Annotated in this window: 27 protein-coding genes; 17 read left to right on the forward strand and 10 right to left on the reverse strand. The window is 60.7% G+C overall.

Annotated elements, in window-relative coordinates; all coding sequences use genetic code 11:
- Nucleotides 1–538 precede the first annotated feature (538 nt).
- Together rhtA and AC3WTM_RS06655 are read left to right on the forward strand one after the other, a co-directional pair.
- Nucleotides 539–1,426 (forward strand): threonine/homoserine exporter RhtA, encoded by an 888-nt coding sequence (gene rhtA / locus AC3WTM_RS06650; protein WP_102672141.1) that lies wholly within the window; start codon nucleotides 539–541, stop codon nucleotides 1,424–1,426.
- A gap of 169 nt (nucleotides 1,427–1,595) precedes the next feature.
- Nucleotides 1,596–1,877: a hypothetical protein gene (locus tag AC3WTM_RS06655; protein WP_057713887.1), complete on the forward strand. Its 282-nt coding sequence runs from the start codon at nucleotides 1,596–1,598 to the stop codon at nucleotides 1,875–1,877.
- Nucleotides 1,878–1,891: 14 nt separating this feature from the next.
- Here AC3WTM_RS06655 and AC3WTM_RS06660 read toward each other — a convergent pair whose 3' ends face one another.
- Nucleotides 1,892–2,452: a TetR/AcrR family transcriptional regulator gene (locus AC3WTM_RS06660; RefSeq protein WP_102672140.1), complete on the reverse strand. Its 561-nt coding sequence runs from the start codon at nucleotides 2,450–2,452 to the stop codon at nucleotides 1,892–1,894.
- A 93-nt stretch (nucleotides 2,453–2,545) separates the two neighbouring features.
- On the opposite strand from AC3WTM_RS06660, the gene AC3WTM_RS06665 reads away from it, so the two are divergent.
- Together AC3WTM_RS06665 and AC3WTM_RS06670 are read left to right on the forward strand one after the other, a co-directional pair.
- Nucleotides 2,546–3,274: an SDR family oxidoreductase gene (locus AC3WTM_RS06665; protein ID WP_102672139.1), complete on the forward strand. Its 729-nt coding sequence runs from the start codon at nucleotides 2,546–2,548 to the stop codon at nucleotides 3,272–3,274.
- A gap of 35 nt (nucleotides 3,275–3,309) precedes the next feature.
- Nucleotides 3,310–3,900, forward strand: coding sequence for a 2-hydroxychromene-2-carboxylate isomerase (locus AC3WTM_RS06670; protein ID WP_102672138.1), 591 nt, complete (start codon nucleotides 3,310–3,312; stop codon nucleotides 3,898–3,900).
- Between the two features lie 99 nt (nucleotides 3,901–3,999).
- On the opposite strand, the gene AC3WTM_RS06675 is transcribed toward AC3WTM_RS06670, so the two are convergent.
- The 5 genes from AC3WTM_RS06675 to AC3WTM_RS06695 all read right to left on the reverse strand — a co-directional run bounded on the left by AC3WTM_RS06675 (nucleotide 4,000) and on the right by AC3WTM_RS06695 (nucleotide 8,712).
- Nucleotides 4,000–5,808, reverse strand: a complete 1,809-nt coding sequence (locus AC3WTM_RS06675) for an aminopeptidase P family protein (RefSeq protein WP_102672137.1) — start codon at nucleotides 5,806–5,808, stop codon at nucleotides 4,000–4,002.
- A gap of 65 nt (nucleotides 5,809–5,873) precedes the next feature.
- A complete protein-coding gene (locus tag AC3WTM_RS06680) occupies nucleotides 5,874–7,031 on the reverse strand; it encodes a cysteine desulfurase family protein (protein WP_102672136.1) in 1,158 nt (385 codons plus the stop codon).
- A 206-nt stretch (nucleotides 7,032–7,237) separates the two neighbouring features.
- On the reverse strand, nucleotides 7,238–7,852 hold the full coding sequence (locus tag AC3WTM_RS06685) for a LysE family translocator (protein WP_102672135.1): 615 nt from the start codon (nucleotides 7,850–7,852) through the stop codon (nucleotides 7,238–7,240).
- Between the two features lie 101 nt (nucleotides 7,853–7,953).
- Complete coding sequence (locus AC3WTM_RS06690) at nucleotides 7,954–8,223, reverse strand: hypothetical protein (RefSeq protein WP_085715261.1); 270 nt, start codon at nucleotides 8,221–8,223, stop codon at nucleotides 7,954–7,956.
- Nucleotides 8,224–8,340: 117 nt separating this feature from the next.
- On the reverse strand, nucleotides 8,341–8,712 hold the full coding sequence (locus AC3WTM_RS06695) for an antibiotic biosynthesis monooxygenase (RefSeq protein ID WP_102672134.1): 372 nt from the start codon (nucleotides 8,710–8,712) through the stop codon (nucleotides 8,341–8,343).
- Between the two features lie 96 nt (nucleotides 8,713–8,808).
- Here AC3WTM_RS06695 and soxR point away from each other — a divergent pair, with 96 nt between their 5' ends.
- The 10 genes from soxR (at nucleotide 8,809) to AC3WTM_RS06745 (ending at nucleotide 16,282) form a co-directional block, all read left to right on the forward strand.
- Nucleotides 8,809–9,264, forward strand: coding sequence for a redox-sensitive transcriptional activator SoxR (gene soxR, locus AC3WTM_RS06700; protein ID WP_102672133.1), 456 nt, complete (start codon nucleotides 8,809–8,811; stop codon nucleotides 9,262–9,264).
- A gap of 126 nt (nucleotides 9,265–9,390) precedes the next feature.
- The gene (locus tag AC3WTM_RS06705; protein WP_102672132.1) at nucleotides 9,391–9,849 is read left to right on the forward strand and encodes a VOC family protein; all 459 of its coding nucleotides are present in this window, start codon (nucleotides 9,391–9,393) and stop codon (nucleotides 9,847–9,849) included.
- 289 nt (nucleotides 9,850–10,138) lie between these two features.
- Nucleotides 10,139–11,341 carry a PepSY-associated TM helix domain-containing protein gene (locus AC3WTM_RS06710; RefSeq protein ID WP_102672131.1) on the forward strand — a complete coding sequence of 401 codons (1,203 nt, stop codon included), beginning with the start codon at nucleotides 10,139–10,141 and terminating at the stop codon, nucleotides 11,339–11,341.
- Nucleotides 11,338–11,880, forward strand: a complete 543-nt coding sequence (locus AC3WTM_RS06715; RefSeq protein ID WP_102672130.1) for a PA2404 family protein — start codon at nucleotides 11,338–11,340, stop codon at nucleotides 11,878–11,880. Before AC3WTM_RS06710 ends, AC3WTM_RS06715 begins: the two co-directional genes overlap by 4 nt.
- Nucleotides 11,877–12,206, forward strand: coding sequence for a hypothetical protein (locus AC3WTM_RS06720; protein WP_102672129.1), 330 nt, complete (start codon nucleotides 11,877–11,879; stop codon nucleotides 12,204–12,206). The genes AC3WTM_RS06715 and AC3WTM_RS06720 overlap by 4 nt, the downstream gene beginning before the upstream one ends.
- Nucleotides 12,203–12,778, forward strand: a complete 576-nt coding sequence (locus AC3WTM_RS06725) for a DUF6162 family protein (protein ID WP_102672128.1) — start codon at nucleotides 12,203–12,205, stop codon at nucleotides 12,776–12,778. The genes AC3WTM_RS06720 and AC3WTM_RS06725 overlap by 4 nt, the downstream gene beginning before the upstream one ends.
- Before the next feature lie 35 nt (nucleotides 12,779–12,813).
- Nucleotides 12,814–13,740 carry a metal ABC transporter substrate-binding protein gene (locus AC3WTM_RS06730; RefSeq protein ID WP_102672127.1) on the forward strand — a complete coding sequence of 309 codons (927 nt, stop codon included), beginning with the start codon at nucleotides 12,814–12,816 and terminating at the stop codon, nucleotides 13,738–13,740.
- Entirely contained in the window at nucleotides 13,737–14,480 is a 744-nt protein-coding gene (locus tag AC3WTM_RS06735; protein WP_102672126.1) for a metal ABC transporter ATP-binding protein, read from the forward strand. Before AC3WTM_RS06730 ends, AC3WTM_RS06735 begins: the two co-directional genes overlap by 4 nt.
- Nucleotides 14,480–15,379: a metal ABC transporter permease gene (locus tag AC3WTM_RS06740; protein ID WP_102672125.1), complete on the forward strand. Its 900-nt coding sequence runs from the start codon at nucleotides 14,480–14,482 to the stop codon at nucleotides 15,377–15,379. Before AC3WTM_RS06735 ends, AC3WTM_RS06740 begins: the two co-directional genes overlap by 1 nt.
- Nucleotides 15,380–16,282, forward strand: a complete 903-nt coding sequence (locus tag AC3WTM_RS06745) for a metal ABC transporter substrate-binding protein (RefSeq protein ID WP_102672124.1) — start codon at nucleotides 15,380–15,382, stop codon at nucleotides 16,280–16,282.
- Nucleotides 16,283–16,483: 201 nt separating this feature from the next.
- Here AC3WTM_RS06745 and AC3WTM_RS06750 read toward each other — a convergent pair whose 3' ends face one another.
- The 4 genes from AC3WTM_RS06750 to AC3WTM_RS06765 all read right to left on the reverse strand — a co-directional run bounded on the left by AC3WTM_RS06750 (nucleotide 16,484) and on the right by AC3WTM_RS06765 (nucleotide 20,376).
- A complete protein-coding gene (locus tag AC3WTM_RS06750; protein WP_057713869.1) occupies nucleotides 16,484–16,711 on the reverse strand; it encodes an MbtH family protein in 228 nt (75 codons plus the stop codon).
- Nucleotides 16,712–16,792: 81 nt separating this feature from the next.
- Nucleotides 16,793–18,187 (reverse strand): aspartate aminotransferase family protein, encoded by a 1,395-nt coding sequence (locus AC3WTM_RS06755; protein ID WP_102672123.1) that lies wholly within the window; start codon nucleotides 18,185–18,187, stop codon nucleotides 16,793–16,795.
- 186 nt (nucleotides 18,188–18,373) lie between these two features.
- Nucleotides 18,374–19,699 (reverse strand): ATP-binding protein, encoded by a 1,326-nt coding sequence (locus AC3WTM_RS06760; protein ID WP_102672122.1) that lies wholly within the window; start codon nucleotides 19,697–19,699, stop codon nucleotides 18,374–18,376.
- On the reverse strand, nucleotides 19,696–20,376 hold the full coding sequence (locus AC3WTM_RS06765) for a response regulator (protein WP_102672121.1): 681 nt from the start codon (nucleotides 20,374–20,376) through the stop codon (nucleotides 19,696–19,698). Before AC3WTM_RS06765 ends, AC3WTM_RS06760 begins: the two co-directional genes overlap by 4 nt.
- 154 nt (nucleotides 20,377–20,530) lie before the next feature.
- On the opposite strand from AC3WTM_RS06765, the gene dsbD reads away from it, so the two are divergent.
- Genes dsbD through dsbG form a run of 3 tightly spaced genes read left to right on the forward strand, consistent with a single transcriptional unit; the run spans nucleotide 20,531 to nucleotide 23,864 of the window.
- Nucleotides 20,531–22,267 (forward strand): protein-disulfide reductase DsbD, encoded by a 1,737-nt coding sequence (gene dsbD, locus AC3WTM_RS06770; protein ID WP_102672120.1) that lies wholly within the window; start codon nucleotides 20,531–20,533, stop codon nucleotides 22,265–22,267.
- The gene (locus AC3WTM_RS06775; protein WP_102672119.1) at nucleotides 22,267–23,121 is read left to right on the forward strand and encodes a TlpA disulfide reductase family protein; all 855 of its coding nucleotides are present in this window, start codon (nucleotides 22,267–22,269) and stop codon (nucleotides 23,119–23,121) included. The genes dsbD and AC3WTM_RS06775 overlap by 1 nt, the downstream gene beginning before the upstream one ends.
- A complete protein-coding gene (gene dsbG / locus AC3WTM_RS06780) occupies nucleotides 23,097–23,864 on the forward strand; it encodes a thiol:disulfide interchange protein DsbG (protein WP_102672118.1) in 768 nt (255 codons plus the stop codon). Before AC3WTM_RS06775 ends, dsbG begins: the two co-directional genes overlap by 25 nt.
- Nucleotides 23,865–23,937: the final 73 nt, after the last annotated feature.

The raw sequence follows: 23,937 nt of genomic DNA on the forward strand, positions 1-23,937 counted from the left end.
TGCTGATAATCTGTTGACTAGCAGTCTGACTCCACAAGCACCCACACGAATTGCTTGATTCAGTTGTTAAAGAGCGGTTGGTTAAGATCTTTCGTCTCAACCGAGGCGCGCATTCTACAGCAGCCTCATTTGCTGTCAAGTGATTATTTTCAGAAGTTTTCAAAGTTTCGCTTGGAAATCCTTAACAACTTCAACCACTTGCGCTTCAGATCTCTCATCAGCGGGAGGCGAATTCTACAGCGTTACACGCTGCTGTCAACACCTCTTTTTCAACTCCCTTTCGGCTTCGATGAACTGAAGCAACCTGCTGCCGAAAACTGCGTAACTCTTTGTTTACCAAGGAGTTTTCCGTTTCGACTGCGCCGGAAGTGGGGCGAATTATAGGCCTCTAGAATCTGCCGTCAAGCACTGATTCTGGTTTCTATCGACATGTGCAAAAACACTGCTTATATATAGACGCACTTGCAATGAGTGCGCAGTATATTGCCCAACACAAATAGAAACGCCCTGATTCCTATATTTCGGACGATGCCACGTAATGAATGACCAGTCTCGCAGTCTAGCCTCTACCCTGTTCTCGGTTGGGCTGCTGCTCATAGCCATGGCATCGATCCAGTCCGGAGCCTCCCTGGCCAAAAGCATGTTCTCCGTTGTCGGCCCTCAGGGGACGACAACATTACGACTGATTTTTGCCAGCGTGATCATGATGCTGATACTGCGTCCATGGCGGGCAAAACTCACTGCAAAGTCCCTGCGCACTGTCATCGTCTACGGGATGGCGCTGGGCGGCATGAACTTCCTCTTCTATATGTCGTTGCAAACCGTCCCGCTGGGCATCGCGGTGGCACTTGAATTCACCGGCCCACTGGCGGTGGCGATCTACGCCTCGCGTCGCGCGATCGACTTTTTGTGGATTGCCCTGGCTGCTGCAGGCTTACTGTTACTGATACCGACGGGAGAAACGACCGCAGGCATCGATCTTGTAGGCGCCGGCTATGCCTTGGGCGCAGGTGTCTGCTGGGCACTGTACATTTTGTTCGGCCAAAAAGCCGGGGCCGACAATGGCGTGCAAACTGCCGCGCTAGGGGTAATGATCGCTGCGCTCTTCGTAGCCCCCATCGGTATTGTCCATGCAGGCTCAGCTCTGCTGAGCCCGTCATTGATCCCTGTAGCTCTTGGCGTCGCCATCCTGTCCACGGCCCTCCCCTACACCCTGGAGATGGTCGCGCTGACCCGCATGCCGGCCAGAACCTTCGGCACACTAATGAGTATCGAGCCAGCCTTCGGCGCGCTATCTGGCTTGCTGTTCCTTCATGAATACCTCTCGCTGTCACAATGGATGGCAATCATGTGCATCATTCTGGCATCCGTCGGTGCCACCATGACCATGAGTACAAGCACCAGACCAGCCGTAGCGGCGGATTGAAAGCAGATATGACACGACTCTGGTATTTGCCGCTCAATTAGGCCATGTTTAGCCCCGCACCCCAGAGTCATGACATGGACCATTTCAGATAGGGATATCGGTACGCGTCAAGCGAAAGTGAAAGCAGCCAAACCCGGGCACAAGATCCGGGGACGCTATAAGGACAGTAATGAAACGATTTTTGATGCTGATCGCCGTACTTGCAATTGCGGGCTGCGCAGCGACTTCGGAAACACAGATCAAGCACGGTAAGAAAGGGCTACACATCAACTGTTCCGGACTGTCTTCGTCCTGGGACAAGTGCTACGCCAGCGCCGCCAATTCCTGCGCACCCAAGGGATACAAGGTCATTGCCAAGTCGGGAGATGCAGTGGAAGAGCCCGGCGATTACCCGTTTGGCCTCAATCCTGCGGGCTATACCAGCCGCAGCATGATTGTCATCTGCAAATAGGCAGGGCCGTCGGGTCAGGTTCTCGGGCTTGCGATCTGACGGCCAATTTCCTCGTAGCTGGAGTTAAGCACTCTGCGCTGGATATCCGGGCTAGCCAGCATGCGCGCTACAACCAGCGCGCCAATACATTGCGACAGAATCGCCCACGCCAGGCTGTCGCTTTGCAGAATACCCGCCCAACTTTCCTGAAGCCGGCAAATCCAGTGCTCTGCCTGTTGACGGACAGCCAGGTCAGAACGGGCAATTTCCGCCCCCAATGCCGGCAATGCACAACCGGTTTCCGGACTCTCGACGTGAGACATACTCAGGTACTGCTTCAAGCAGCGTTCAAGCTTGTCACGGTCCTGCCCCTCCCCCAATCGCGCCAGGCTTTGCCCCAACTCACGCTCGACAATGCTGGCGAACAATTCGTCTTTCGACGAGAAATGGCTATAGAAGGCGCCGCCACTCAAGCCAATCGCTTTCATCAGCCCGTCCACGCCCACCGTTGAAAATCCGGACTTCTTGGCCGATACCGCACTGCTTTCCAGCAGCCTCTGCCTGGTTTCCAGCTTGTGACTGGCCGAATAACGCATTGCCTTTCTCCCTAGCTTGCTCGCCTTGACGCCTGTCGAATCATAGCATAACGTTCGTTTAGTTAACGAACGTTTACCAAAAGGGATCTACCCATGAATAACAAGAAGGTCGTTCTTATCGTCGGTGCAGGTGATGCCACGGGTGGCGCCATTGCCAAGCGTTTTGCCCGGGAAGGTTTTGTCACCTGCGTTACCCGCCGCAGTGCGGACAAGCTCCAGCCATTGGTGGATGCCATAAAGGCCGATGGTGGCGAGGCCCACGGTTTCGCCTGCGACGCCCGCAAGGAAGACGACGTGGTCGCACTGGTCGAGCAGATAGAAAGCGAGATCGGCCCTATCGAGGCATTCGTGTTCAACATCGGCGCGAACGTGCCGTGCAGCATTCTCGAAGAAACCGCCCGCAAGTATTTCAAGATCTGGGAAATGGCCTGTTTTTCCGGCTTTCTCAATGCGCGTGAAGTGGCCAAACGCATGGTCAAGCGCCAGCGGGGCACGATTCTGTTCACCGGAGCCACTGCAGGCCTGCGTGGCGCCGCCGGGTTCGCCGCATTTGCCGGTGCCAAGCACGGCATTCGTGCGCTGGCGCAAAGCATGGCCCGAGAGCTCGGCCCCATGAACATTCACGTTGCCCATGTCGTCGTCGACGGCGCCATCGATACCGATTTCATCCGCGACAGCTTCCCCGAGAAATACGCGACCAAGGATCAGGACGGCATCCTTAACCCCGAACACATTGCCGAGAATTACTGGTACCTGCACAGCCAGCCCCGCGACGCCTGGACTTTCGAACTAGACCTGCGTCCCTGGAGCGAACGCTGGTAACCCCCCACACACAACAATAAGACGAGCGCCTTGAAATGAGCAAAACCGTGGAGTTCTACTTCGACCTCGGCAGCCCCGCCACCTATCTGGCCTACACCCAGTTACCGAAGATCTGCGCGCAAACCGACACTCGGTTGATCTACATTCCGCTCTTGTTGGGCGGAGTGTTCAAAGCCACCGGTAACGCCTCTCCAGCGACAGTCCCGGCCAAAGGCCGCTACATGTTTGAGGATCTGGACCGCTACGCCAAACGCTACGGCGTGCCTCTGAAATTCAATGCCCACTTCCCGATCAACACCTTGATGCTCATGCGTGCCGTAACAGGCATGCAGTTGCGCCACCCTGAACGCTTCGGCGCCTTCATCGATTGCCTGTTCAAGGCCATATGGGTCGAGGGTCGCAGCCTGGATGAACCGGCAACCGTCGCGGCAGTGCTCAGCGAAAACGCTTTCGATCCGCAAGAGGTGCTGGCTCTGACCGCCGATGAAGAAGTAAAAGCCCTGCTCAAGGACAACACCGAAAAAGCCGTACAGCGAGGCGTATTCGGAGCCCCAAGCATGTTTGTCGACAATCAGTTGTACTTCGGCCAGGATCGACTGGACTTCGTGCTCGAAGCCTTGAGTTGAATCTCGACCACCAACCGCCCCTTTGCCGCTCTATGGCTCAGGCGCTGGATAAAGCGCCTGAGCTCAAATAGCTACGCCGGAACCAATAGCAGCATCCGATCAGATAGCCGCCGTGCGGGTATTGAGCCATTCCAGCGCAGCACCTTCGACCAACGGACTCAAGCGTTCGCGCACTTCGGCGTGGTAAGCGTTGAACCACTGCTTCTCGTCCGCGGACAACAGCGAAGTTTCCAGGCAACGCGTGTCGATCGGGCACAGGGTCAGTGTTTCGAACTTGAGGAACTCGCCGAATTCGCTTTTGCCTGCCTCACGGTTCATCGCCAGGTTTTCGATACGCACACCCCAACGACCCGGACGATAGGTACCCGGTTCAATAGAGGTGATCATGCCGGGTTGCATCGCGGTTTGCGGGGCAGGCGCGGCCTGATAAGCAATGACTTGCGGACCTTCGTGGACGTTCAGGAAGTAACCGACTCCATGACCGGTGCCGTGACCGTAGTCGACACTTTCCGCCCAGATGGGCGCACGGGCGATGGCATCGAGCAGCGGCGACAGAATGCCTTTCGGGAACTGCGCGCGGGACAAGGCAATCACGCCCTTGAGCACGCGGGTGCAATCGCGTTTTTGTTCATCGGTCGGTGTGCCCACCGCAACCATGCGCGTGATGTCGGTGGTGCCGCCCAGGTACTGGCCGCCGGAGTCGATCAGCAGCAGGCCGTCCCCTTCGATCACCGCGTGTTCTTCTTCGGTGGCATGGTAGTGCGGCATCGCGCCATTGGCGTTGAACGCGGCAATGGTGTTGAAACTCAGAGACACATAATCCGGACGGCGTTCACGGGCCGCGGTGAGTTTTTCGTCGATGGTCAGTTCGGTGATGCGCTCGCGCCCCAGTGCCGAATCCAGCCAGGCAAAGAATTCGCACAGTGCTGCGCCGTCCTGTTCCATGGCCTGACGGATGTGTTCGGCATCGGCCAGGCTTTTTTGCGATTTGGCCAGGGTGGTCGGATTCAGGCCTTCGATCAGTTTCACGCCGCTGTCGAGGTTGTCCAGCAACCCCGCCGTGACCCGCGCCGGATCGACTTGCAGGCTCGCGCCGCTCGGTACGGCACGCAGTGCGGCGGCGACTTCGCTGTAATCGCGCAAGGTCACGCCGTCTTGTTCGAGGATGGCGCGCAGTTCGGCGCTGACTTTGCTCAAGGCGACAAACAGCGTGGCCTGTTGTTGATTGATCAAGGCGAAAGAAACAAACACCGGGTTGAACGACACGTCGCCGCCACGCAGGTTGAACAGCCAGGCGATATCGTCCAGGGTGGCGATGAAATGCCAGTCGGCACCCCGCGCCTGCAGAGTCTCACGCAGCTTGGCAAGTTTTTCGCCACGGCTGACGGTCGCCTGGGGTGGCAAGTGCTGATAGATCGGTGCGTCCGGCAGGCTTGGGCGGTCGCTCCAGACTCCGCTCAACAGGTCGATGTCGGTGCGCAGGCGAGCACCGCGCTCTTCAAGTTTGCTGCCCAAGGTCCGCGCCGAAGCCACAGCCATGACCGCTCCGTCGACTGCCACAACGCCACCCTCGGGGGTTTGCTCGGCCAGCCACTCCAGAGGCCCGGGTTGACCCGGTTGCAGCTTGACCAGATCAATACCGCTGTCCTTGAGTTCCTTGGTCGCCTGTTCCCAATAACGGCTGTCGACCCAGACGCCAGCAAAGTCCGGAGTCACGATCAGGGTGCCGACCGAACCATGGAAACCCGACAACCACTGGCGCCCCTGCCAGTAACCCGGCAGGTATTCGGACAGGTGCGGGTCGGCCGACGGCACCAGCAAGGCGTGAATGCCCTCCCGGCTCATCAGTTCGCGGGTTTGCGCCAGGCGCTGGGGCACCGATCCATTGGTCGAAAGCTGCGTATTCATCGTGTCTCCTGCTAAGCACTTCATCATTATTGTTGAGTGCCGATCAACGTCGGCACTTCGTCGCCCTATTGCCAGAATGCCGGAGCACTGGCGCAGGCTGCCTTGATCAGTTGAACCGCCTGGTCGATATCTTGCTCGGTGGTGAAACGCCCGAGGCTCAAGCGGATGGTGCGACTGGCCGAGCGGGCATCGTGCCCCAGGGCCAGCAACACATGGGATGGGGCATTGCTCGCGGAATTGCAGGCCGAGGTCGCGGAAAACGCGATCGAGGCCAGCAACGCCGCCGAGTTGAACTCGCCTTCGTCGAAGGTCAGACTCAGGGTATGGGGAATGCGCCGGGTCGGGCTGCCGTTGAGACGCGCGCCGGGAACGCTCTGCAATTGCTCGAGCAAGCGTTCACGCAAACGTACGATGGTGGCGTTCTCTTCATCGAACGCAGCCGCCGCCAGTGCAAAGGCCGCGCCCATGGCCGCGATCTGATGGGTCGCCAGCGTGCCGGAGCGCAAACCGCCCTCATGCCCGCCGCCATGGATCTGCGCCTGCAAACGCTGTTGTGCACGCGACCCCACGTACAACGCGCCGATGCCCTTGGGGCCGTAGAGCTTGTGCGCGGAAAACGACATCAGGTCCACCGGCCACAGTGCGAGGTCGATCGCCACTTTGCCCGCGCCCTGTGCGGCGTCGACATGGAACAACGCCCCGCGATCACGCACGACCTGACCGATGGCGGGAATGTCGTTGAGGGTGCCCAGTTCGTTGTTGACCAGCATCAGCGACACCAGGAAGGTGTCTTCGCGCATGGCTTCGCTGACCGCTTGCGCCGTGATCAGGCCCTCGGCGTCCGGCACCAGGTAGGTCACCGCGACACCGGCATCCTCCAGTTGCCTGGCGGTATCGAGTATGGCCTTGTGTTCGATCTGGCTGGTGATGATATGGCCCCCGCCAATGCCGCGGGCCTGGGCCACGCCTTTGAGCGCGAGGTTGTTGGATTCGGTGGCGCCTGAGGTCCAGACGATCTGCCCGGGCGTCGCACCGACCAGCTCGGCGACCTGGCGTCGCGCCTGTTCGACCGATTGCCGGGCCTGCTGGCCGAAGACGTGGGAACTGGAGGCAGGGTTGCCGAAATTGCCGGTAAAGCCCAGACACTCGACCATCACCTTGATGACCCGCTCATCCACCGGCGTGGTGGCGGCGTAATCGAAATACAACGGACGTTTATTCATAAAAGACTCGCAGAGCGGGTTCCGGGATCAGGAAGCTCGTGACTGCAAACGGCAAAGCGCAGCCTTGTGAGCTGCGCGCGGTTTTCAGAACGTTACCAATACCTGATCGGATGCCGTTAAAGAAGAATTACTTCATTTAAAAGTGCGTAGGAACGCTCCTGAAAAGTCAGCTTAACAGGCATCGGGCAACCGGTTGAAGCAATGCGTCAGCTAAAGCTTTCGAGTATCAGCGGATACAGCGAACCCACAAGCAGCGCGGCCATACCCCAATTGAACAGGCGCAGCCAGCGGCGATCCTTCAGAACATTGCGCAACAGCGTGCCGCAAGCGGCCCAGACACCCACGCTCGGCAGGTTGATGATCGCAAAGACGGCCGCAATCACGATCACATTCGTGAAGTAGCCCTGCATCGGTGTGTAAGTGCTGATTGCACCGATGGCCATGATCCAGGCCTTGGGATTGACCCACTGGAACGCGGCGGCGCCCAAATAACTGATCGGTTTCGCCTCGCTCTGCTGGCTCTCCGACATTGGCCCGGAATGGGCGATTTTCCACGCCAGATACAGCAAATACGCCGCCCCGACATAACGCAGCACGGTGTAGAGCAAAGGGTAGGTCTGGAACACCGCGCCAAGACCAAAGCCGACAGCCACCACCAGTACGAAGAAGCCACAAGTGATACCGAGCATGTGCGGAATCGTGCGGTTGAAGCCGAAGTTCACCCCGGAGGCCAGCAACATGGTGTTGTTCGGGCCGGGCGTGATCGAGGTGACGAGGGCAAACAGGGCGAAGCCCAGCAGCAGGTCGAGTGAGAGCGTCATGGGTGGCAGTCCGTCAGGGTCGGTCAGGTGTTGACCCTATCGCACACCTTCGGCGAAACCCATGGACAGTTACGCGAAACTTGGAGCAGTACAGTTTCGCCTCAGCTCGGACGACCGTGAAGCTGTACAGATCGCCCGGCGTTCATTTCACCCTGGTTGTCGAAGCCGAACGACTTTTTCGGCTGGCCGAGCAGTTCGGCCTTTTTCGCGTGGTACTCGTCGAAGGACAATCCGCGGCGGTTCAGCGCTTCCAGCGCCAACTCCCTGCTTTCTTCAGCCGTATAAGGGCGAAGCTCCGGGGAAACATGACTGGCACATCCGGCGAGTACGGAGACGGCGAGCATCAGCAAAGTGGCGATCATCGGTTTCATTTCTGGCGTCCTGGCGACTGGGTTCGAGGCAATGAACACAGGCTACCCGCGCCTCCCGGGCAGTAGAAATCAACGCTTTCAATAGTGGCTATCAAGAAATGGCGATCATTGCCCTTGTCAGCGCCAGCCGACCAGGCTGCAGTGCAATGCATTGTCGTGGCTGCGCTCCAGGCTGTGCAGGACCTGGAACGAGCCGAAGGTCACGGCCTTCGCCTGATGGGCGCGGATCAACTGCCAGAAATCCTCTTCGCCGCTTTCAAAGGCCCGGAAGGCGGCCTCCCCGGCTTCACGGCTTTGCCATTGCAGATAATTGAGTACCCGCCGGCCATCATCGCTGGCCTGGATGCTGGCACTGAGAAAGCCGCGGTGCTGCCGGGCCAGATGTTCGGTCTGTTCCCGCAATGCCAATACCAGCGCGGATTGTTGATGCGGTTCGATCTGGAACTCGATCAGTTGGGTAAAGCTGCGATTCTTCTCTGAGACTTGCATGAAATGTCCCCCACTCACATGTAAGGCGAATCTTGCGATCCAAAGGTGTGCAGGGTAAAACCTCAAGTTAACTAGAGGTCAAGAGGCAATTTTTAAATGATCACCCCGGAAAACCTGCACAAGGAACTTACCGTCGGCCAAGTCGCGGCGCGCAGCGGTGTGGCGGTCACGGCGCTGCACTTCTATGAGTCCAAGGGGCTGATCAAGAGCAACCGCAATCAGGGCAACCAGCGCCGCTATCCCAGGGAAGTGCTGCGACGGGTGGCCTTGATCAAGGTTGCCCAGCGCCTGGGAATTCCTTTGGCGGAAATCGGCGAAGCCCTCAAGTCACTGCCCGACAACCGGGCGCCGACGGCGGCGGACTGGAAAATGCTGTCGGCGCAATGGAGCCAGGAACTGGATGAGCGCATCAACCAACTGACCCTGCTGCGCGATCGTCTCAACGGCTGTATCGGGTGTGGTTGCCTGTCGATGGAGGCTTGTCCATTGCGCAACGCAGGCGATGTGCTGGGAGAGCGCGGGCCGGGAGCGCACTGGTTGGAGCCAACTTGATGGCACTTGAATGGCGCTGCTGCTCGTCGGGCACTCGGTGAGGCGAAAGAGGCTGGCCTATATTTATTCGGTCGTACAACGGCACAGGTACTTTCCATTCACAAAACAACAACAGGGAGTTCCATCATGAGCGTCAAACCCATTCCAGAGGGGTATCACAGCGTCACCCCCTATCTGGGCATCAACAAAGCCGCCGAAGCCATCGCCTTCTACAAAAAAGCCTTCAGCGCCATTGAAATCATGCGCCTGGACATGCCCGATGGCGGTGTCGGCCACGCGGAACTGCGCATTGGCGATTGCCCGATCATGCTGGGCACACCATGTGATCAAGGACCGTTGAGCAACCCGGACAATTCACCGTCCGTGGGTCTGCATTTGTACGTGACGGATGTCGACAAGTCCTACAAACAGGCGATCGAAGCCGGCGCAACCGTTGTATCGGAGGTCAAGGATCAGTTTTACGGCGACCGTTCAGGGACCTTGAAGGATCCCTACGGGCACCTGTGGTTCCTGGCCACGCACAAGGAAGACCTGACTCAGGAACAGATCGAACAACGGGCCAGGGAGATGTTTGCCCAGGGTTGATATCTTTGGTGCTGGAGCGGGCCTCTTCGCGAGGAGGCTCGTTCCCACAAGAGCATCACTTTCAGCAGCACCGCCGACTCGTCAATCACTTGCGCAAGCAAGCCCTCCCGCGACCTGTCGACAATGAGAAACATTTTCTTTCATTTCCCCTTTCGGGATTTCCCCTGCTCATTCGTCCTACTTAGATGCAGTCCTTTCGCGTAGGCAAAAGCCACGACCGGACCTTCTGGGCGCTCATCCCTGCGAAGCCCGCAGCCGAGCTGCCTCTCATCCAGGCAAGACCTCCAACATGTCAAAGAAGTCCCGTTCAAAAATCTGGTTCCTGGTCCATAGCTGGCTGGCATTGCCGATCTGGTTTTTCGTGCTGATCGTCTGTGTAACCGGAACCCTGGCCGTCATCAGTCAGGAGATCGTCTGGCTGACCAACCCGCCAATGCGCGCCAGCCAGCCCTCGGACGACGCCCCGCTGCTCAGCTACCAGCAGGTCATCGAGGCCATCAACAAGGCCGAACCGCAGACCGTGGTGCAGAGCATCAGCCGCCCCGACGAGTCGCATTTTGCCCTGGATGTCGAAGTCAGCTACCCCGACGGGCGCTCGCTGGTGATTTATGTCAATCCGTACAGCGGCGTAATCCAGGGTGTCGCGCCGGAGTTCAACTTCCGCGCCTTCACCCGAGCACTGCACGGCTGGTGGCTGGTGCCGTTCACCAACGGTTACAGCTGGGGCTGGTACCTGGTGTCGTTTCTCGGCTTGCCGCTACTGGCGTCGCTGGTCACGGGGCTGGTGGTCTACAAGCGCTTCTGGAAAGGCTTTTTTCGGCCAACCCTGCGTATTCGCCACGGCGCGCGGATTTTCTGGGGTGACTTTCACCGCTTGAGCGGTATCTGGTCGATCTGGTTCATCGCGGTGATTTCCATCACCGGCACCTGGTTTCTGATCCAGGCATTGCTGTTCGATAACCAGATTTCCATTTCCACGGAAAAGATCATCCCGGCGATGTCCCGCGAAGCGGTGCCGCTGTCAGCCGACGGCTCGCCCCCGCCGCGTATCGACCTCGACCGCGCAATTGAAATCGCCACGCAGAAAATCTCCGGGCTGGAGGCCAGCTTTGTCAGCTTGCCGGGCAATGCCTACAGCCACCTGGATGTCGGCGGACGCGGTTGGTATCCGTTGATGTTCCAGACCGCCACGATCAACCCGTACAACGGCGAAATCGCCGCCTCGCGCCTGATCTCGGACCGTTCGACCCTGGAGTTCGTCACCGAATCCATGCGCCCGCTGCACACCGGCGATTTCGGCGGCCTGTGGATCAAGCTGATCTGGGCGTTCTTCGGCCTGTTGCTGAGCATGATGGTGCTCAGCGGTCTGCTGATCTGGACCAAACGCACGGCACTGGCCACGGCCAATGCCTTCAAGCGCAGCAACAAAAAACAGCGTGGCACCGCGGCGCAACCGGTCACGAACAACGAACCCTCGGAGGCCCACCTGTGAGCAAAGTCACTGCGGCCTCGCAACCCTCGCGCCTGCATGTGTTCTGGCACAAATGGCGCTTTCATCTGAACGTCCTGTTACTGCTGATTCCCCTGGGCTTCATGCCCAAGTACTTCGCCGACGAGGCATTGATGCGCGGCGACAGTGGCCTTGGCGAACGGGAGGTCGGCGAAGTCTGGGTCGGTCCCTGGAGCCTGCGCCTGGCGGAATTGCGCAACGCCGCGCCCATGCTCGACGGTCCGGCCGGTTACATGAAGGATTTCAACGCCGCGTTGTGCGAGGCCTGTATCGGCCAGGTCAAGGCCACTTACCTGCGTATCGGCAAGCCCCGCAGCCTGCGCGCCGCCGGGGTGATTTTCTTCGGCACCCCATACCGCATGGGCGCCTCGCTGCCCGTCCCGGAAAAGACCACGGCCGACGCCGAACTGTGGATCACCATGGAAGGCTGGGACGGCGCCATGCATCAGGCATCCATTCCTTTGAGCCAGGCCTCCCCCGCCACCATCGCCTGGCTGAACAAACAAGGAGGCAAACCATGATCCCCTCTCTTCGCCCGCTCAACGCCGTGTTGCTGGTGCTCTGCGCCGGTTTCAGCGCCGCCGCCCTGGCCCACAATCCGATGTGCGAATGCAAGGCCATCGACGCGGAGCAGATCAAGTGCACCGGCGGTTTTTCCGACGGCAGCGGCGCTCCTGGCGTGACCCTCGATGTGATCGGATACGACGAAACCATCCTGGTGCCGGGCAAGCTCGGGCCTGATTCGACCCTGACCTTCAAGAAGCCCGGCGCCGAGTTCTATGTGCTGTTCGATGCCGGCCCCGGTCACGTCGTGGAAATCGACCAAGCGGACATCGAGGCACCATGAGTACTCCAACGACCCAAGTCGTGCGCCCGGCCGGGGCCGGTCACGAAACCCTCTATGTTCTGCTGCTGTGCCTGACGATCCTGGCGGTGGCCGGCTCGGTGGTGCTCTGGCGCGGTGAATCCCATGAGGTGAGCAGCGTCAGCAGCCATCAACTGGATGCGCGCCGTGATCTCAGTGCATCCGAGCAAGGTATCTACGCCGATTTGCGGGTGACGCTGGACGAGATCCATTTGCTGCGCCAGGAACAGCAAGCGCTGCCGACACCCGAGTTGCTGGCCGAGGAAGGGTTTGCCCCGTTTGTCCGGGACGCCAGCTCCGTCAGCCGGGGTGGCCATGCCTGGCAAATGCTCGACGCCAAGGCCTATTTCGGCCAGAGCCAGATGCCGACAGTCGCCGGTTCGTTTCTGCTGCGCCTGAGCGCAACCGCCGACGCTGCACCGGACATCTGGCTCAACCGCGCCAGCACGCTCACGGCACCGGCCGACCTCAGCGACGTCGCGCTCGAAAGCGCCGGCTGGCAGCAGGTCATCGCGCAATTCGATGCCGGTGTGACCCGCCAGCACCGGCACTGAACCCTCGCCTTTTTCCGAGAGAAGACCGCTTTCCCATGCCCAACTCATCTCAACGTTGTTTTTTACGCCTGCTGCTGGTCGGCTTGCTCGCCTGCCTGCTGCCATCCCTGGCCAGCGCCGACGAAACCAAGCGCCTGCGCATCGGTATCACCCTGCATCCCTACTACAGCTACGTGGCGAACATCGTCGGCAACAAGGCCGAGGTGGTGCCGCTGATTCCGGCCGGGTTCAACCCACATGCCTACGAGCCCCGCGCCGAAGACATCAAGCGCATCAGCGGGCTGGACGTGATTGTGCTCAACGGTGTCGGCCATGACGACTTCGCCGACCGCATGATCGCCGCCAGCGAAACCCCGAACGTGCCGGTAATCGAAGCCAACGAAAACGTACCGCTACTGGCCGCCACCGGCGTGGCCGCACGCGGTGCCGGCAAGGTGGTGAACCCGCACACCTTCCTGTCGATCAGCGCCTCGATTGCCCAGGTCAACAACATTGCCCGGGAGCTAGGCAAGCTAGATCCCGCCAATGCCAAAACCTACACCGAGAACGCCCGCGCCTACGGCAAGCGCCTGCGCAAGATGCGCGCCGTCGCCCTGGCCAAACTGACCCAGGCACCGAACGCGGAACTGCGGGTGGCAACGGTACACGCGGCCTACGACTATCTGCTGCGCGAATTCGGCCTCGAAGTGACGGCCGTGGTCGAGCCGGCCCACGGTATCGAGCCAAGCCCGAGCCAGCTGAAAAAAACCATCGATCAACTGCGTGAACTGGACGTGAAGGTGATCTTCTCGGAGATGGACTTTCCTTCCACTTACGTCGACACCATCCAGCGCGAATCCGGCGTGAAGCTGTATCCGCTGTCGCATATTTCCTACGGCGAATACACCGCCGACAAGTACGAAAAGGAAATGACCGGCAACCTCGACACCGTAGTGCGGGCGATTCAGGAGTCGGGCGCATGACCGCCAAAGAAACACTCAGTGAATCCCCTGTGGGAGCGACGCTGGATTTTGCAGACGTCAGCCTGACCCTCGGGCGCACGACGATCCTCGACAACGTGACATTTCAAGTCCGACCCGGCAGCGTGCACGCATTGGTCGGCCCCAATGGCGGCGGCAAGAGTTCGCTGATCAAGACCCTGCTCGGGCAAATGCCTCACCAGGGCCACTTGAGTCTGCATTGGCCAGCCGAACCGGGGACCATTGGCTATGTGCCACAGGCACTGGAGTTCGACCGGGGCTTGCCAATGACCGTCGACGATTTCATGGCCGCCATGTGCCAGCGTCGCCCGGCCTTTCTCGGCTTGAGCAAACACTACGCGACGGCGATTGGCGAGGCGCTGGAGCGGGTTGGCATGCAGGATAAACGCAAGCGCCGCATGGGCGCGCTGTCCGGCGGCGAACGGCAACGGGTGTTGCTGGCCCAAGGACTGATTCCGCCTCCGCAATTGCTGGTGCTCGACGAACCGATGTCCGCCCTCGATGAGGCCGGTATCCGGGTGTTCGAACGCTTGCTCGGCGACTGGCGAGCGGCGGGCATCACCGTACTGTGGATCGAGCATGACCTGGAAGCGGTCGGGCGCCTGGCCGATCACGTCACGGGGCTCAATCGCCGGGTGCTGTTCGACGCCACGCCGCAGCAGGCGCTGACACCGGAGCGTCTGTTGAACCTGTTCTCGACCCACTCACGGAGCCTTGCCTGATGAGTTACGAAGCTTTTCGCCTGATGGTCCAGGGCTGGGCGTCGTCGGGTTATCTGCCCGAGGCGCTGGCCTATGGATTCGTGGTCAACGCCCTGCTCGCCGGTCTGCTGATCGGCCCGGTACTGGGAGGCCTGGGCACGTTGGTGGTGGTCAAGCGCTTCGCGTTTTTCTCCGAGGCGGTCGGTCACGCTGCTCTGACCGGTGTGGCCATCGGCATCCTGCTCGGCGAACCCTACACCGGTCCCTACGGCAGCCTGTTCGGCTACTGCCTGCTTTTCGGCATCCTGCTCAATTACCTGCGCAACCGCACCGGTCTGGCCCCGGACACCCTGATCGGTGTGTTCCTCTCGGTATCCCTGGCGCTGGGAGCCAGCCTGCTGCTGATTCTGGCGGGCAAGATCAACGTGCACATTCTGGAAAACGTGCTGTTCGGCTCGGTGCTGACCGTCAATGGCAATGACCTGATGGTGCTGGCCATCGTCGGTTCGCTGGTCATGGCCCTGGCCTTGCCTTTGTACAACCGCATCATGCTCGCCAGTTTCAACCCGCAGTTGGCGGCGGTGCGCGGGGTGGCGGTGAAAACCCTGGATTATCTGTTCGTGATTCTGGTGACGCTGATTACCGTCGCCGCCGTGAAGGTCATCGGCGCGATTCTGGTTGGCGCCCTGCTGGTGATTCCGGCCGCCGCGGCACGCCTGCTCAGTCAATCGCTGAAGGGCTTTTTCTGGTGTTCGGTGCTGATCGCCACGGTCAGCACACTGTGCGGGATTCTTGCACCGATTGTCTTCGACCTGCCGATCCCGTCCGGCGCCGCGATCATCCTCGTGGCCGGTATCGCCTTCGCCCTGGCCGCCATTGCGCGCGGCGTCGTCCCCAGCCTGAAAGGGAACCTTGGATAAATGATTTTTTCACTGCGCCAACTGACCCTCGCCATCGCCCTGTGCGGGCTGGCGACAACGACCATGGCCGCCGACATCGGCAAACCGCTGCGTGTGCTGACCTCCTTGCCGATTACTTATGGTCTCGGTGAGGTCTTGCTCAAAGGCACCGATGTCAGCCTCGAACGTGCGGCCCCAGCCAACCTGCCCGGCAGCCGACAGACCGCCTACTTCACCGGTCGTGGCGCCCCGGCGCTGGCCAAACTGGCAAGCGACGCCGATGCGGTGATCGGCCTGCGCTCACTGTGGCCGGATGACCCGCTGTACCCGATCGCCCGGCGCAGCAATATCCGTATCGTCGAAGTCGATGCCGCTCGTCCCGTGGATGGCGCCCTGCCCGGCATAGCCGTACAGCCCGACAACAAGGTCGATGGGCTGAACAGTCAGCCGTGGTTCTCCAGCAATAACATGGGGCGCATGGCCGATGTGATGGCGGCGGACCTGGTGCGCCTGGCCCCCGAGGCCAAACCGAAAATCGACGCCAACCTGGCAGCGCTCAAGCAGCGTTTGCTCAAGCTCAGCGCCGACAGCGAAGCGCGGTTGGCCAATGTGGACAACCTCAGTGTGATGAGTCTCAGCGATCACTTCGGCTACCTGATCGGCGGTCTCAATCTGGAATTGATCGGCCAGGATGCACGCGCCGATGCCGAGTGGACACCGGAGGCGCTGAAGCAGTTGGGCGCAACGCTCAAGGACAATGACGTGACGGTGGTGCTGCATCACCGGCAGCCGTCGGATGCGCTGAAAGCGGTGATCGCCGGGTCAGGTAGCCGGTTGGTGGTGTTGAGCACCGATGCCGAGGACCCGGTGGCCGAACTTGAAGGGAATGTGGATCTGCTCATCAAAGGATTGAACGGCGCGTAACCCTGTAGGAGCTGGCTTGCCAGCGATGGTCGTTAACGATGACGAGTACTTGATGGATGAACACGGCGCCTATGAGTCCATCGCTGGCAAGCCAGCTCCTACAGGTTCTGCGTCGCACACACATTTCCTGTGCACACACTCCAGGCCTGAAAAAGCCCGCTGACTGTCACCAGTCCAGCGGGCTTCTTTTTGCGTGACGACTCAGTGCGCCACAGCCGCCTGCTCGTCCATCTTCTGCCGCAGGCTCAATGGACGCATGTCGGTCCAGGTTTCTTCGATATAGGCCAGGCATTCCTTTTTCAGCCCGCTTTTACCCACGGTGCGCCAGCCTTGTGGCACGGCTTTGTAGTCGGGCCAGATCGAGTATTGCTCTTCGTGGTTGACCACGACCTGAAAGAGGATGTCCTCGCGGTCGAATACTGACGTCATGCTGTCTCTCCATCGTTTTCGGGCGGGCTGCACTGTGTGCGCAGCCGTTATGTAGAAGGAACGATCCGCAGGGCGGAAAATTTAAAGACTGGCGGCGGCCAGGGCCCGGCCGAAAATCTCGGCCACGCGATCGATTTGCGCAGCGGTAATCACCAGTGGCGGCAGGAAGCGCACCACCGCGCCATGGCGACCGCCGAGTTCCAGGATCAAGCCACGCTTGAGGCATTCGCGCTGCACCAGTGGTGCCAGGCGGGCGAAGGCCGGCGGATGGCCTTGGGCATCCAGCGCGCCCGCCGGGTCGACCAGTTCGACGCCGAGCATCAAGCCACGCCCGCGAATATCACCCAGTTGCGGGAAGTCCCGCTGCAGGATGCGCAGGTGCTCGGCCAGGCGCTCGCCCATCGCGGCGGCATGCTCGCAGACCTTGTTTTCGACCAGATAACGCATCACCGCGCAACCGGCGGCCATGGCCATCTGGTTGCCACGGAACGTCCCGGCATGGGCGCCCGGCAGCCAGGTGTCGAGCCAGTCGCGGTAGACCACCACCGCCAGCGGCAGGCTGCCACCGATGGCCTTGGACATCACCACGACATCTGGAATGATCCCGGCATGCTCGAAGGCGAACATCTTGCCGGTGCGGGCGAAGCCACTCTGGATTTCATCGACGATCAGCGCGACACCCGCTTTTTCGGTGATCCGCCGCACGCCACGCAACCAGTCCAGATCCGCCGGAATCACCCCGCCCTCGCCCTGCACCACTTCCACGATCACCGCAGCCGGCAATTGCACGCCGGCCTCGGGATCATTGAGCAGGTTTTCCAGGTAACTCAGGTTGGCTTTGACCCCTTGCGCGCCGCCGAGCCCAAACGGGCAGCGGTAATCGTAAGGGTACGGCATGAACTGCACGCCGCTGCCGAGCAATGCGCCCAGGGGTTTTTTCGGCCCCAGGCTGCCCATCAGGCTCAACGCGCCCTGACTCATGCCGTGATAGCCACCCTGGAACGAGATCACGGTGCTACGACCGGTGGCGGTACGCACCAGTTTCAGTGCGGCTTCCACGGCGTCGGTGCCCGTGGGACCACAGAACTGGATCTTCGCTTCAGCGGCCAGGGCGGGCGGCAGCAGAGCGAACAGATCCTGGACGAACCGGTCCTTGACCGGCGTGGTCAGGTCCAGGGTGTGCAACGGCAGTTCATCGCTCAGCACTTGTTGAATGGCTTCGATCACCACCGGGTGGTTGTGTCCCAGGGCCAGGGTCCCGGCACCGGCCAGGCAGTCGATGAACGTGCGGCCTTCGACGTCTTCGACGTAGATGCCCTTGGCGCGCTTGAGTGCCAGGGGAATGCGTCGCGGATAGCTGCGGGCGTTGGATTCCTGCCGGCTCTGACGAGCGAGCAATGGCGATTCGTTGAATTGATAAAGCGTCTCGGCGGGCGTCGCCGGCTGCTCTTCGATAAGGCTGGTAGCGACTGACATCTCTCGACCCCTCAATAAGATTTTCCTGTTCTGGAAACGCATCAGCGCTTGAGGGATTTAGGTGGTAACACGGAAACCTTTGCAGGAGCTCGCTCGCGATGGACTCAAGAACACCGCGTGCTCAGAAAGCACGCGTTATCGTTATCGACCATCGCGAGCACGCTCGCTCCTACAGGGGGGTGTTTTTCAGACCGGTTGCAGCGGCATCGTCAGCTCAACCCGCAAGCCGTCCGGCCGGCTATCGAAATGCAGCGTGCAACCGCAACGCTGAACGATGGCTTGCACAATCGCCAGCCCCAGACCACAACCGGTGCTCTGACCGTTGCGCCAGAAGCGCTGGGTCAGGTGTTGCAGATCTTCTTCGGCAATCCCCGGCCCATGGTCGCGCACCACAAACTGCACACGATCGCCGGTGGTTTCCAGGCTCAACTCCACCGCTTTGTCGGCGGGGGTATGGCGCAGTGCGTTGTCGAGCAAGTTGCGCAGCGCGGCAATCGACAGCACTGCGGGCATTTGTACCGGCGCGGCGGAAACCTTGCCCGGCGCCTGAAACCTGATGCGCTGGCGATCGCCGCTTGCCGCGTCCTGGATCGCCAGTTTCGCCACTTGTTCGGCGTTGCATTGCACACCGTCGTCGAATGACAGGCTGCCCTCGACGCGCGCCAACAACAGTAATTGTTCGAGGGTCCGGTGCATGCGGTCGGCGCCCTCTTCAGCCCGGGCCAGGGACTGGTCCCGGGCGCTGCCTTGCGTCATCCGCGCCACTTGCAGGTGGGTCTTGATCGCGGTCAGCGGGCTGCGCAGTTCGTGGGCCGCGTCCCCGGTCAGGCGACGTTCGCGCTCGATGGTCTTGCCGATGCGCTGGAGCAACTGGTTCTGGGTTTCCAGCAAGGGTTGCAGCTCACTGGGCAGTGGCTGGATCTGCAAGGGTTCGAGGGAGTCGGCGCTGCGGCGCATCAAGGCATCGCGCATGCGGTTGAGCGGCGCCAGCCCCTGGCCGATGCCCAGCCAGAGCAAACACAGGCAACCGAGCAGCGCCACGCCCACCGGCACCGAAGCGGCCAGCAGGATCGACATGTTCAACGCCTCACGCTCGATCTGCCGGTCAGCGGTGGTGATGCGCAGATCGCCCCGGGCCAATGTGAAACTGCGCCACGGCGCGCCGTCGATCATCTGATCGTGAAACCCGAGTTTCTCGGCCTCCAGGGTCTGCTGCGGATCGGAGTGACTGCGGGCAAGGATTTCGCCGCGCAACGAGCTGACCTGGCACGCCATGCCACCCGGAATGTTCAGCTGTTCGGCACTGAAGTGGGTGCCCTCGCCCTTGCTCGGCACGGGCGGCAGTTGCTCCATCAGGCCGGCGACCATGCGTGCCGAAGCCACCAGGCGCTGGTCGAGGGAAAACATCATTTGATTGCGCAGATCGCTGAGCATCCAGGCCGCGGCCAGGGCCCAGATCAAGGCAAATGCGGCGCCGAGCGTCAGACTCAGGCGCAAACGCAGACTCATCAATTCGATTTTTCTCCGCCATCAGCCGGCCCCAGGCGATAGCCCAGGCCGCGCACGGTCTCGACAATGCCATTGCCGAGCTTGCGCCGCAGGTGATGGATATGGACGTTAAGGGCGTTGCTTTCCAGCTCGTCGTTGAAACCGTAGACGCTGTCCTTGAGTTGTTCGGTGGACAACACACGGCCACGGTTATGCAGCAAAGCTTGCAGCAACGACTGCTCACGACGCGACAGGTCCACCGGCTGCCCCGCGAGCGTGGTTTCACGGCTGCTCGGGTCGTAGGTCAGGGCACCATGCTCGATCAGGTTGACGCTGCGGCCTGCCACCCGTCGCAACAGCGTGTGCAAGCGTGCAGCGAGTTCACGCAGGTCGAACGGTTTGAGCAGGTAATCATCGGCACCGGCCTGCAGGCCATCGACGCGGTCGGTGACCGAATCACGGGCAGTGAGGATCAAAACCGGCAACTCCAGACCTTGATGGCGCAACTGTTGCAGCAGCTTGAGGCCATCTTCGTCCGGCAACCCTAGGTCGAGCACCATGACGTCGAACTCCGCCACCTTGAGCATCGCCCGGGCGGCGGACGCCGTGGCGACGTGTTCCACGGTCAGGCCCTGGGCAGTCAGGCCGGCGACGATACCGCTGGCGATCAATTCATCGTCTTCGCAAACCAGTACGTGCATGGGGAGCCTCGTAGAAATAAAGCCTATTAAGCCGTTGACCGATTAAGTCGACATTATGCCGCAAGCGCCACCGCCACAAGGCCGGGGCGGTTAATCATCGGTTAATCGCCACCCGCCACTGTGTACCTCATTAGCACAGGACAAAGGCTTATCCATGCGTCGTCTGTTTTTACTTTTTACTCTCTTGATCGTGGGCCTGGCCCAGGCAGGAACCAATCCGTTCGACACCAAACCTGAATTCCTCCCGGTTGATAAAGCCTTCGCGTTTACCACTGAACGCCTGGAATCCGGTGAAACCCAGCTCTATTGGCAGATCACCGACGGCTATTACCTGTATCAGAAACGCTTGAAGTTCGATGGCTTGCCTGCCGACCAGCATCCTGTGCTACCGGAAGGCGAAGCCCACAGCGACGAGTTTTTCGGTGAACAGCAAGTCTACCGTCAGGGCCTTGAACTGAAAATTCCGGCGGGTGCCAGCGGTCAGATCAAGGTCAGTTACCAGGGCTGCGCCGATGCCGGTTTGTGTTATCCGCCACAAACCAGAGTTGTGGACCTGGGCAATACCAATGCAATGAATGCGGCCACTGAAGCACCGGACCAGGCGCTGGCCAGCAGCCTGCAGCAAAGGGCGCTAGGCTGGAGCCTTCTGGTGTTCTTCGGCCTGGGCCTGTTGCTGGCCTTCGCGCCATGTTCATTACCGATGCTGCCGATTCTGGCCGGGTTGATCGTCGGCAGTGGCGCCACGCCCAGACGCGGATTCGCCCTGGCCAGCAGTTATGTGGTCAGCATGGCGCTGGTGTACGCGGCGATGGGTGTCCTGGCCGCCTCCCTCGGGGCGAACCTGCAAGCCTGGTTGCAGAACCCCTGGCTACTGGGCAGTTTTGCGGCGATTTTTGTGCTGCTGGCGCTGCCGATGTTCGGTTTCTTCGAACTGCAACTGCCGGTGGCCGTGCGTGATCGCCTGGAAAACGTCTCGCGCAATCAACGCGGCGGCAGTCTGATCGGCGCCGGGGTACTGGGGGCGCTGTCCGGTCTTCTGGTTGGCCCCTGCATGACCGCGCCACTGGCCGGCGCCCTGCTCTATATCGCGCAAAGCGGCAACGCGCTGCATGGCGGATTGATTCTGTTCGCCATGGGCATCGGCATCGGTGTGCCGCTGTTGCTGCTGGTGACCGTCGGCAATCGTTTCATGCCCAAGCCTGGCGCCTGGATGAGTCTGGTGAAAGGCATTTTCGGCTTCCTGTTCCTCGCCACCGCATTGTTGATGCTGCGTCCGGTGCTCGACGAATCCCTGTGGGTCGGCTTGTGCGGTGCGCTGCTGTTGATCGCTGCCTACAGCGCCTGGAAACAGTCGGAAGGTTTTGGCCGTATCGCGCACCTGTTTGGCGCCAGCTCGTTACTGCTCGGTTTATGGGGTGGCCTGCTGGTGATCGGTGCGGCCGGTGGCGGCGATGATCCGTTCAAGCCATTGCAGGTCTACCGCGCCTCGAACCAGGCCGTGGCCGCCGTGCCGGTTGGCCACGATGCCTTCACCACCATCAAGGATCCGCAGGCACTGCAACGGGAACTCGACGCCGCACAGGCTCAGGGCCAGTGGGTGCTGCTGGACTACTACGCCGACTGGTGCGTGTCGTGCAAGGTCATGGAAAAACAGGTCTTCGGCAAAACCCGTGTCCTCGAGGCCTTGAGCGATGTGCGCTTGCTGCGACTGGACGTCACCGCCGACAATGCCGCCAGCCGCGAACTGCTCGGCCGTTACAAAGTGCCAGGGCCACCGAGCCTTCTGTGGATTGGCGTGGACGGTGAAGAGCGGCGCAGCCAGCGCATCACCGGCGAGGTCGATGCCGATACATTCCTGCAACGCTTGACCACCACCCGAGACGCCCGTTAATGCTGACTTTCACCCTCGGCACCTTTGCCATCGCGCTCAATCACCTGCTGTTGATCAGTGCGCTGGCGCTGGCCACTTTTGTAGGCTGGCGGGTGGCCAAGCGTGGCGGCGACAACCCCGAGTCGGTGCTGTTCAGCCTGTTTCTGATGGGCATGCTGGCGGCGAGAATCGGTTTCGTGGCGGCCTATTGGGCGCACTATCACAACGATCCGTGGCAGATCATCGACCTGCGCGATGGCGGCTTCCTCGCCTGGCCGGGGGTGATTGTCGTTTTGCTCGCCACACTGTATCGCGGCTGGCGTCGCCCGGGTTTGCGCCGACCATTGGGGTTTGGCGTGGCCAGTGGCCTGGCGTTCTGGCTGTTGGCGACGTTCTCCCTGTCGATTTATGAACAAGGCACACGCCTGCCGGAAATCGCCCTGCGCAATGCCTCCGGCGAAACCGTGCAACTGGCCGACTACAAGGGCGGCCCGCTGGTGATCAATCTCTGGGCCACCTGGTGCCCGCCGTGCCGCCGGGAAATGCCGGTGCTGGAAAACGCCCAGCAACACCGGCCGGACCTGACGTTCCTGTTCGTCAATCAGGCGGAAAGCATGCAAAGTGTCGCGACCTTCCTGGAAACCCAGGGCCTGAGCCTGTCCAACGTGCTGTTTGACGGTGGCGGGCGCCTGAGCCAGGCCGTCGGTTCCATGGCATTGCCGACTACGCTGTTCTACAGTCCCGAAGGTCGCCTGCTGGGCAGCCACCTGGGCGAGTTGTCGGATGCCAGCCTGGCCCGCGCGCTGGAAAACTTCGACACCGTACCCGCCACCTCTTCAAGGAAACTGCCATGCCCCGCCTCCGCCACTTGCTGACCCTGAGCCTCGGTGCTGCCCTGCTGCACCTGCCATCGGTGCAGGCCGAAGAATTGCCCGATGCCATCAAGAAAATCGAGGCCAAGGGCGCGAAAATCGTCGGCCAGTTCGACGCCCCCGATGGCTTGCGCGGCTATGCCGCGCAATACCAGAACCGTGGCATGGCGCTGTACCTGACCCCGGATGGCAAACACGTGTTGCTGGGCAACCTGTATGACGCCGAGGGCAATGACCTGAGCAGCGCACCATTGCAGAAACTGGTGTACGCACCGATGGCCAAGGAAGTCTGGGCCAAGTTCGAGACAAGCAACTGGATCGGTGACGGCAAGAAGGATGCGCCGCGCGTGGTGTACCTGTTCAGTGACCCGAACTGCCCGTACTGCAACATGTTCTGGGAACAGGCCCGGCCGTGGGTCAAGGCCGGCAAGGTGCAGTTGCGCCACATCATGGTGGGCATCATCCGCGAAGACAGCCCAGGGAAATCCGCCGCACTGCTCGCCGCCAAAGATCCGGAAAAAGCCCTGCAGGAACACGAAGCCGCTGGCAAGGAGAGTTCGCTCAAGGCCTTGAAGGAAGTGCCGCCGGCGATTCAGGCAAAGTTCGCGGCCAACATGCAATTGATGGAAGAACTGGAGTTGCAGGCGACGCCGGCGATTTTCTACATGGATGACAAGGGCAATCTGCAACAGCAGCAAGGCGCGCCGTCGCCGGACAAACTGCTGAAGATTCTAGGGCCGAAGTGAGTTCAGCGCCCCCATCGCGAGCAAGCTCGCTCCCATAGGGAAAGGTGATCACCTGTGGGAGCGAGCTTGCTCG

The sequence above is a fragment of the Pseudomonas sp. EU05-FHT14B02 genome, from assembly GCF_058791055.1.

Coding starts and splice junctions, on each gene's coding strand:
- AC3WTM_RS06710 (WP_102672131.1), top strand. CDS start 10,139: ATGTCAAAGAAGTCCCGTTCAAAAATCTGGTTCCTGGTCCATAGCTGG.
- AC3WTM_RS06705 (WP_102672132.1), top strand. CDS start 9,391: ATGAGCGTCAAACCCATTCCAGAGGGGTATCACAGCGTCACCCCCTAT.
- AC3WTM_RS06750 (WP_057713869.1), bottom strand. CDS start 16,711: ATGACGTCAGTATTCGACCGCGAGGACATCCTCTTTCAGGTCGTGGTC.
- AC3WTM_RS06685 (WP_102672135.1), bottom strand. CDS start 7,852: ATGACGCTCTCACTCGACCTGCTGCTGGGCTTCGCCCTGTTTGCCCTC.
- rhtA (WP_102672141.1), top strand. CDS start 539: ATGAATGACCAGTCTCGCAGTCTAGCCTCTACCCTGTTCTCGGTTGGG.
- AC3WTM_RS06765 (WP_102672121.1), bottom strand. CDS start 20,376: ATGCACGTACTGGTTTGCGAAGACGATGAATTGATCGCCAGCGGTATC.
- AC3WTM_RS06735 (WP_102672126.1), top strand. CDS start 13,737: ATGACCGCCAAAGAAACACTCAGTGAATCCCCTGTGGGAGCGACGCTG.
- soxR (WP_102672133.1), top strand. CDS start 8,809: ATGATCACCCCGGAAAACCTGCACAAGGAACTTACCGTCGGCCAAGTC.
- AC3WTM_RS06720 (WP_102672129.1), top strand. CDS start 11,877: ATGATCCCCTCTCTTCGCCCGCTCAACGCCGTGTTGCTGGTGCTCTGC.
- AC3WTM_RS06670 (WP_102672138.1), top strand. CDS start 3,310: ATGAGCAAAACCGTGGAGTTCTACTTCGACCTCGGCAGCCCCGCCACC.
- AC3WTM_RS06655 (WP_057713887.1), top strand. CDS start 1,596: ATGAAACGATTTTTGATGCTGATCGCCGTACTTGCAATTGCGGGCTGC.
- AC3WTM_RS06660 (WP_102672140.1), bottom strand. CDS start 2,452: ATGCGTTATTCGGCCAGTCACAAGCTGGAAACCAGGCAGAGGCTGCTG.
- dsbG (WP_102672118.1), top strand. CDS start 23,097: ATGCCCCGCCTCCGCCACTTGCTGACCCTGAGCCTCGGTGCTGCCCTG.
- AC3WTM_RS06775 (WP_102672119.1), top strand. CDS start 22,267: ATGCTGACTTTCACCCTCGGCACCTTTGCCATCGCGCTCAATCACCTG.
- AC3WTM_RS06755 (WP_102672123.1), bottom strand. CDS start 18,187: ATGTCAGTCGCTACCAGCCTTATCGAAGAGCAGCCGGCGACGCCCGCC.
- dsbD (WP_102672120.1), top strand. CDS start 20,531: ATGCGTCGTCTGTTTTTACTTTTTACTCTCTTGATCGTGGGCCTGGCC.
- AC3WTM_RS06680 (WP_102672136.1), bottom strand. CDS start 7,031: ATGAATAAACGTCCGTTGTATTTCGATTACGCCGCCACCACGCCGGTG.
- AC3WTM_RS06725 (WP_102672128.1), top strand. CDS start 12,203: ATGAGTACTCCAACGACCCAAGTCGTGCGCCCGGCCGGGGCCGGTCAC.
- AC3WTM_RS06695 (WP_102672134.1), bottom strand. CDS start 8,712: ATGCAAGTCTCAGAGAAGAATCGCAGCTTTACCCAACTGATCGAGTTC.
- AC3WTM_RS06730 (WP_102672127.1), top strand. CDS start 12,814: ATGCCCAACTCATCTCAACGTTGTTTTTTACGCCTGCTGCTGGTCGGC.
- AC3WTM_RS06665 (WP_102672139.1), top strand. CDS start 2,546: ATGAATAACAAGAAGGTCGTTCTTATCGTCGGTGCAGGTGATGCCACG.
- AC3WTM_RS06745 (WP_102672124.1), top strand. CDS start 15,380: ATGATTTTTTCACTGCGCCAACTGACCCTCGCCATCGCCCTGTGCGGG.
- AC3WTM_RS06675 (WP_102672137.1), bottom strand. CDS start 5,808: ATGAATACGCAGCTTTCGACCAATGGATCGGTGCCCCAGCGCCTGGCG.
- AC3WTM_RS06740 (WP_102672125.1), top strand. CDS start 14,480: ATGAGTTACGAAGCTTTTCGCCTGATGGTCCAGGGCTGGGCGTCGTCG.
- AC3WTM_RS06690 (WP_085715261.1), bottom strand. CDS start 8,223: ATGAAACCGATGATCGCCACTTTGCTGATGCTCGCCGTCTCCGTACTC.